This is a genomic window from Streptomyces sp. ME19-01-6, assembly GCF_033793745.1.
Taxonomy (GTDB): Bacteria; Actinomycetota; Actinomycetes; order Streptomycetales; family Streptomycetaceae; genus Streptomyces.
Genome location: NZ_JARAXF010000077.1, coordinates 1 through 6,734, shown reverse-complemented (window position 1 = coordinate 6,734; position 6,734 = coordinate 1). Strand labels below are relative to the sequence as shown.

At 72.0% G+C, this 6,734-nt stretch carries 4 protein-coding genes and 1 pseudogene; 2 read left to right on the top strand and 3 right to left on the bottom strand.

What is annotated here, in order from left to right; genetic code table 11:
* Positions 1-934, bottom strand: a 934-nt coding sequence (locus tag PV419_RS52555) for a beta-ketoacyl synthase N-terminal-like domain-containing protein (protein WP_319701193.1), incomplete at its 3' end; no start/stop codon positions are given.
* A 210-nt stretch (positions 935-1,144) separates the two neighbouring features.
* Here PV419_RS52555 and PV419_RS52550 point away from each other — a divergent pair.
* Positions 1,145-2,005, top strand: a pseudogene (locus tag PV419_RS52550) (SDR family NAD(P)-dependent oxidoreductase); the annotation flags it as partial.
* Positions 2,006-2,011: 6 nt separating this feature from the next.
* Here the strand turns inward: PV419_RS52550 and PV419_RS52545 are convergent.
* Complete coding sequence (locus PV419_RS52545; RefSeq protein WP_319701192.1) at positions 2,012-2,824, bottom strand: SDR family oxidoreductase; 813 nt, start codon at positions 2,822-2,824, stop codon at positions 2,012-2,014.
* Between the two features lie 156 nt (positions 2,825-2,980).
* Here PV419_RS52545 and PV419_RS52540 point away from each other — a divergent pair, with 156 nt between their 5' ends.
* Positions 2,981-3,580, top strand: coding sequence for a hypothetical protein (locus PV419_RS52540; protein ID WP_319701191.1), 600 nt, complete (start codon positions 2,981-2,983; stop codon positions 3,578-3,580).
* Between the two features lie 184 nt (positions 3,581-3,764).
* Here PV419_RS52540 and PV419_RS52535 read toward each other — a convergent pair.
* Positions 3,765-6,734, bottom strand: a 2,970-nt coding sequence (locus PV419_RS52535; RefSeq protein ID WP_319701190.1) for a type I polyketide synthase, incomplete at its 5' end; no start/stop codon positions are given.

Genomic DNA, 6,734 nt, shown 5'->3' with positions numbered 1-6,734 from the left:
TCAACCCATTCGACGCACCATCCTGATTCACCGCACTCCCCCGCACCACCGCCAACACCCGATGGCCGTTGCGCCGCGCATCCGACAACCGCTCCACCAGCAGTACGGCCACGCCCTCGGACATGCCGACGCCGTCCGCCGCGGCGGCATACGGCTTGCAGCGCCCGTCCGCCGCCAGACCACGCTGACGGGAGAACTCCACAAACACCCCCGGCGTCGACATCACCGTCACCCCACCCGCCAACGCCAGCGAACACTCCCCCGACCGCAACGACTGACACGCCAGATGCAACGCCACCAACGACGACGAACACGCCGTGTCCACCGTCACCGCAGGACCCTCAAAACCAAAGGTGTACGCCAACCGACCCGACAGCACCCCGCCGGCGTTGCCGTTGCCGACGAGCCCCTCGAGTCCGTCGGGGAGATCGAGCAGGCGCGTGGCGTAGTCGTGGTACATCATCCCGGCGAAGACGCCGGTGCGGCCCCCGGGCAGCGCGGCCGGGTCGATACCGGCGCCCTCCAGCGCCTCCCAGGAGGTCTCCAGCAGCAGCCGCTGCTGCGGGTCCATCGCCAGCGCCTCGCGCGGGCTGATCCCGAAGAACCCCGCGTCGAAGTCGGCGGCGTCGTACAGAAAACCGCCGTGACGGGTGTACGACGTGCCGGTCCGCCCCCGATCCGGATTCGGGTCGTACAGCGCCTCGACATTCCAACCCCGGTCCACCGGAAATCCCGAAATGGCATCGCCGCCGGAGGCCAGCAACTCCCAGAATTCCGCAGGCGACCGCACACCGCCGGGAAAACGGCAGGCCATCCCCACCACGGCGATCGGCTCCTGCTCCCCCGACTCGATCTCCGCCAGGCGGCGGCGCACCTGGACGAGTTCCGCGGTCGCCCGCTTGAGGTAGTCCCGAAGCTTTTCCTCATTGGCCATTTACGGCATCTCCTCGACATTCCTCAAGCCGTGAGTGATTCCTCAGGACCTTCAGGGCGTCAAGCGATCTTAGGGAATTGGTTATCGTTCGCTGCACCCCCTAAACACCCCAGAATGCGCCGGCGGCGCGCGACCGTTCGCCATAAAGGGTGCAGTCTGTCTCTGCCCTTCGCTCTTTCTTTCTGAGCGCTTCTGGACTCCTCCCGAGAGGCGGTAGCCATGGAATCGTCCCGGCATGCCAGGCGCTTTCGCGGCCGGCTGGTACTGGTCACCGGCGCCGGCAGCGGAATCGGACGGGCGACGGCGGGTGCCTTCGCCGCGGCGGGGGCGCGGGTGGTCTGTGCGGATCGGAACGCCCGCACCGCGTCGGCCAGTGCGGATTTGGCCAAGGCGCTGGGCGCCGCCGACACATGGGTGGAGTCCGTCGACGTCGCCGACGCGGCCGCCATGGAGCGGCTCGCCGAGCGCGTCTTCGACGCGCACGGGGTCGTGGACGTCCTGGTGAACAGCGCCGGCATCGGCATGTCGGGCCGGTTCCTGGACACATCCCTCGCGGACTGGCAGCGCACGCTGAACGTGAATCTGTGGGGGGTCATTCACGGCTGCCGGCTCTTCGGCCGGCAGATGGCGGACCGCGGGCAGGGCGGGCACATCGTGACGATCGCGTCGGCCGCCGCCTTCCAGCCCACGCGGGCGGTCCCGGCGTACGCGACGAGCAAGGCCGCCGTGGTGATGCTCAGCGAGTGTCTGAGAGCGGAACTCGCGGAGTTCGGGGTGGGGGTGAGCGCGGTGTGCCCGGGCTTTGTGAACACCTCCTTCACGGCGGCGATGCACTTCGCAGGGGTGTCGGAACAGGAGCAGGCGAAGCTGCGGGAGCGGGCTGCGCGGACGCTCGGGCGGCGCGGCTGCCCGCCGGAGAAAATCGCCACGGCGGTGTTGCGCGCGGTCGCCCGCAACACGCCCGTGGCGACCGTGACGCCGGATGCGCGTCTCGTACGTCTGATGAGCAGGTTCGCGCCGCCCCTGCGCCGTGCCGTGGCCCGACTCGATCCGCCTCGTGACGACGGATGACGGCCGCTACGCGCCCGGTGGTGTGGGGGCGAGGGCCATGCCGCCGGAGGCGTCGACCAGCTGTCCGGTGACCCAGCGGGCCTCGTCCGAGGCGAGGAGGGCGACGACGTCGGCGATGTCGGACGGCCGGCCGAGCCGGCGGAGTGCGGTCATGGCGGCCACGCCCTCGGCCGCCCCGGGCACGTGGTGCAGCCAGCTGTTGGTCTCGGTGTCGTCGGTGATGCCGGGCGCGATGGTGTTGACGGTGATCCCTCGGTGTCCCAGCTCATTGGCCAGCCTGGGCGCCATGATCTCAAGGGCGCCCTTACTCATGGCGTAGGGAAGCAGCGGCCAGGCGATCCTGGTGACAGCGGAGGAGATGTTGATGACCCGGCCGCCGTCGGCGAGGAGCGGCAGGGACCGTTGGGTGACGAAAAACGCCGCCCGTACATTGACGGTGAAGATGCGGTCGAACTCCTCCGGGGTGACCTCGGAAATGCCCGCCACATAGCTGTCCGCCTGTGTGGCCGCCCGGTCGTCCGGGTCGGCGTAGACGGCGGCGTTGTTCACCAGGATGTTCAGTGGCCGGCCCGCGAGCCCGGCCTCGAGCTCGCTGAAGAGCGTGTCGAGGGCGCCGTCGGCCGCGAAGTCCGCCCTGATGGCGAATGCCTGCCCTCCGGACCGCTCGATCGACGCGACCGTTTCCTCGGCGTCCGCTTTCCGCCGCCCGAAATGCACGGCCACCAGCACACCGTCTGCGGCGAGCCTTCGGGCGATGGCCGCGCCGATGCCCCGCGACGCCCCGGTCACCAGTGCGGTTTTTCCAGCTGTTTGGGTCATGGCGATGACCATGGCAACACCGCACACGGCGTGGAACCCCCTGAAGACCCCGGAATTCCGGCGAAGAGGACTCCACCGGAAGCCGAGCCATGCGGGGTACCCTGCCGGGCCCTCGCAATTCATCGCGAAAGCACTCCACCAGGAGATGAGTTCTGGATGACCAGTGTCAGTCGGACAGCGGCGGAGAAGGTTCCGGACATCCCAGCGCGGCGCGCGCTGAGCGCCGCCAGGCGGGCGGAGGCCATCGCCTCCGCCACTCGCGCGGCCGCCGCCGAGGTGGCCCAGGCGACGGCGGCCGGCACCGCGGGGGGCAGCGCCGTGGCCGAGGCGGCGGAGACCCTGTCGACCGCCGCCTCGGCCGCGGAAGCCTCGGCCCGAACCGCCAGGCTGGCGGCCGGAGAAGCCGGGCGGGCGACGTCGCCCGAGGCCGCCGCAGCGGCCGCCGCCCGCGCGGCCGAGGCCGCGGCCGCTGCGGCTGCCGCCGGTGCCCAGGCCGGCCCAGCCGCGGAAGCCGCCGCGCGGGCCCAGGCCGGGGCCGCCGCGAAGGCCGCCGAGATCGCCAACGCTGTCGCGGAACACAGCCGTCGGGCGGCCGCCGAGGCAGAGGCCGTGGCCAAGGCGGCGGCCGACGCCGCCAAGGCGGCCCGAGCGGCTGCGGACGGCGGTGCCGAGGCGGTGGCGGAGGCGGCCGAGGCCGCGGCGCTGCGGATGAACACCGACACCCCGTGGTTGCACCGGCACCTGCCGGCCGAATGAACAGAACGAGCCGGATGAACCGAATGAGCCGTGCGGCATTCGGTGTGCGGCATGAACCATGTGGCATGAACCGTGCGGTTTGAACAACCGTGCCGCGCCCTGAGCGGCGAGACGAGTGACGGCGCCCGGCCTTCGTCGGGCGCCGTCGTCCGTTGCGACCCCGCGATGGCGTCATTGCGTCGGCTCAGTCTCGGCCGACCTCCTTGTCGATCAAGTCGAACACCTCATCGTCCGTAGCCGACTGGAGGTCCGGGCCCGCGGCGACGCCATCATGGTCAGCGACACGGCCGCTGCTCATCTTGCGGGCGAGGGACCGCAGGCGCTCCGCGAGGCCGCTGCGCGTGTCGTCGTCGAGCGCCGAGTCGGAGACGGCGGACTCCAGCCTGGCCAGCTCCGCCAGCGCCGCCGTCGCCGTGGCCGCTGCCGAGGACGGCGCGTCCGGGCAGAGCTGAGTACGCAGTTGGTCGGCGAGGGCGGCGGGGGTGGGGTGATCGAAGACGACGGTCGCGGGCAAGGGGAGGGCGGCGGTCGCCTGAAGGCGGTTGCGGAGTTCCACGGCGGCGAGGGAGTCGAAACCCAGCTCGCGGAAGGCCGAGTCCGGTCGGACGGCGGCAGCCGTGTCATGCCCCAGCACGGCGGCAGTGTGGGCGCGGACGATCGCGAGAAGGGTGTCCCGCTGTTCGGCGGCGTCCTGGGCCGCGAGGCGGGTACGAAGGTCAGCGGCGCGCTCGGCCCCGGGGGTGCGGCGAGGGGCCGTACGAGCCGGGACGATCCTGGAGAACAAGGGCGCGGGGGTCTCGACCGCGCTCAAACCCCGTAGGTCCAGCCTGGCGGGCACCACAGACGGCCGATCGCCGACGAGGGCGGCGTCGAAGAGCGCGAGGGCGTCCCCGGTGGCGAGCGGGGCGAGCCCGGAGCGGGTGATGCGGGCCCGGTCGGTGCCGTCGAGATGCCCGGTCATGCCGCTGCCCTGCTCCCACAGGCCCCACGCGAGCGACAGGGCGGGCAGGCCCTGCGCCCTCCGGTGTTCGGCGAGGGCGTCGAGGAAGGCATTGGCGGCGGCGTAGTTGCCCTGCCCGGGCGCGCCGAGGACGCCGGCGGCCGAGGAGAACAGGACGAAGGCGCGCGGCTGGGCAGAGCGGGTGAGCTCGTGCAGATGGAAGGCGGCATCGGCCTTGGGCGCCAGCACGGTGTCCAGGTGTCGGGGAGTGAGAGAGGAAACGGTGACGTCGTCCAGGACACCCGCGGTATGGACGACACCGGTCAACGGGTGCCCGGTGGGAATCCCCGCGATGAGATCGGCCAGCGCGCCGCGGTCGCCGGTGTCACAGACGCGCATTGTCACCTCCGCGCCGAGATCGGCCAGCTCCGCCCGCAGCTCGGTGGCGCCGGGTGCGTCGGCCCCGCGCCGGGACGCCAGCAGGAGGTGTCGTACGCCGTGACGGCTGACCAGATGGCGGGCGAGCACCGCGCCGAGCGCGCCCGTGCCGCCGGTGATCAGTACGGTGCCGTCGGGGTCGAAGGTCGTGGGCGCGAGGTCCTGGCCGACTGAGTCGGTGGCGGGAACGGGAGCGGGAACGGAGACGGGGACGGGAGCAGGCACGCGGGTCAACCGGGGCACGAGGAGCCGGTTCGCACGCACGGCGAGCTGCGGCTCGCCACAGGCAAGCGCCGCCGGAACAACGGTCGGTGGCACTTCCCCGCCGTCGCGGTCAAGGCCCGGGTCGAGGTCGAGCAGGACGAACCGGCCGGGATGCTCCGACTGCGCGGAGCGCACCATGCCGCACACCGCCGCGCCCGCCAGATCCGCCACATCCTCCCCTGGTGTGGTGGCCACCGCACCACGGGTGAGCACGACCAACCGGCTCGCGGCCAGACTCTCGTCCGCCAACCACTTCTGCAGCAGGCCCAGGATGCGCTGAGTGAGGGCCCGTACGTCCTTTGGCACGGCGGTGGCGCGACGCGCGTCGCGGCGGCCGCAGTCGACCACGACCGCATAGGGCGCCGCCTCCCCCGCCTCCGGCGCTGCGGCGGCCAGGTCGGTGAGGTTCGCGTATCCGCTTACCGAGGGGAGAGAGTCGCAGGGCCCGACCGTGGCCAGGCGTTGCGGAGCAGACGGCGACGTCGGTGCCGGGGCGGCCGCCCACTCGACCGCGAAGAACGAGTCGCGCCGAGCCACACCGGAGGCCGCCAGCAGTTCCTGTGCCGACACGGGGCGGACCGCGAGCGACGTGATCGAGGCCACCGCCCGCCCCTCGCCGTCGGACACAGCGACCGACAGTGCGTGCCGACCCCGCGCCTGGCCGTCCGGGCTGAGGCGCACCCGCAGGGTCGACGCTCCGGGACCGTGCAGACTCACCCCGCTGAAGGAGAAGGGCAGGGCCCCACCGGGAGATTCGTCGGCCGGACGGAGGGCGGCGGCGTGCAGGGCGGCGTCCAGCAGGGCGGGATGGACGGCGAAACGGGAGACGTCGCCGTCCACCGTGTCAGGTAGGCACACCTCGGCGAAGATGTCCTCGCCATGGCGCCAGGCCGCCCTCAGCCCCCGGAACACCGGGCCGTACCCGAATCCCCGCGCCGCGTACCCGCCGTACAGGTCCTCCAAGTCGTCTGCTGTGAACGCGACGGCACCCAGCGGTGGCCAGACCGCCGCCACGTCGTCGCCTCGCGGATCGACGAACCGTGCGATGGCCTCATCCTGCTCGGTCGGTTCGGGGCCGACCCGGCCCGTCGCATGGCGCATCCACGCGGCGTCCTCGTACGTCCCCTCGCGTCGGGAGGACACCGTCAGGCTTCGGCGCCCGTACTCGTCCGGCGCCGCCACCCATGCCTGCACCTGCACCGCTCCCTCCTCCGGAATGAACAGCGGTGCGTGCAGCGTGAGTTCCTCGATTCGGTGGCAGTCCACACCATGGCCCGCCTGGAGGGCGATCTCGAGAAAGACCGTCCCGGGGAGGACGACGGCGCCGGCGATGGCGTGATCGGCGAGCCAGGCGTGGGTGGACAGGGCAAGCCGACCGGTGAGCAGATAGCCCTCCCCCTCGGCCACCGCGACCGCCGCGCCCAGCAGTGGGTGATGCGCGGGGTCCAGGCCGATGGCTGCCGCGTCCCCTGTCTGGGTGGGGGTGTTGAGCCAGTAGCGTTGGTGTTGGAA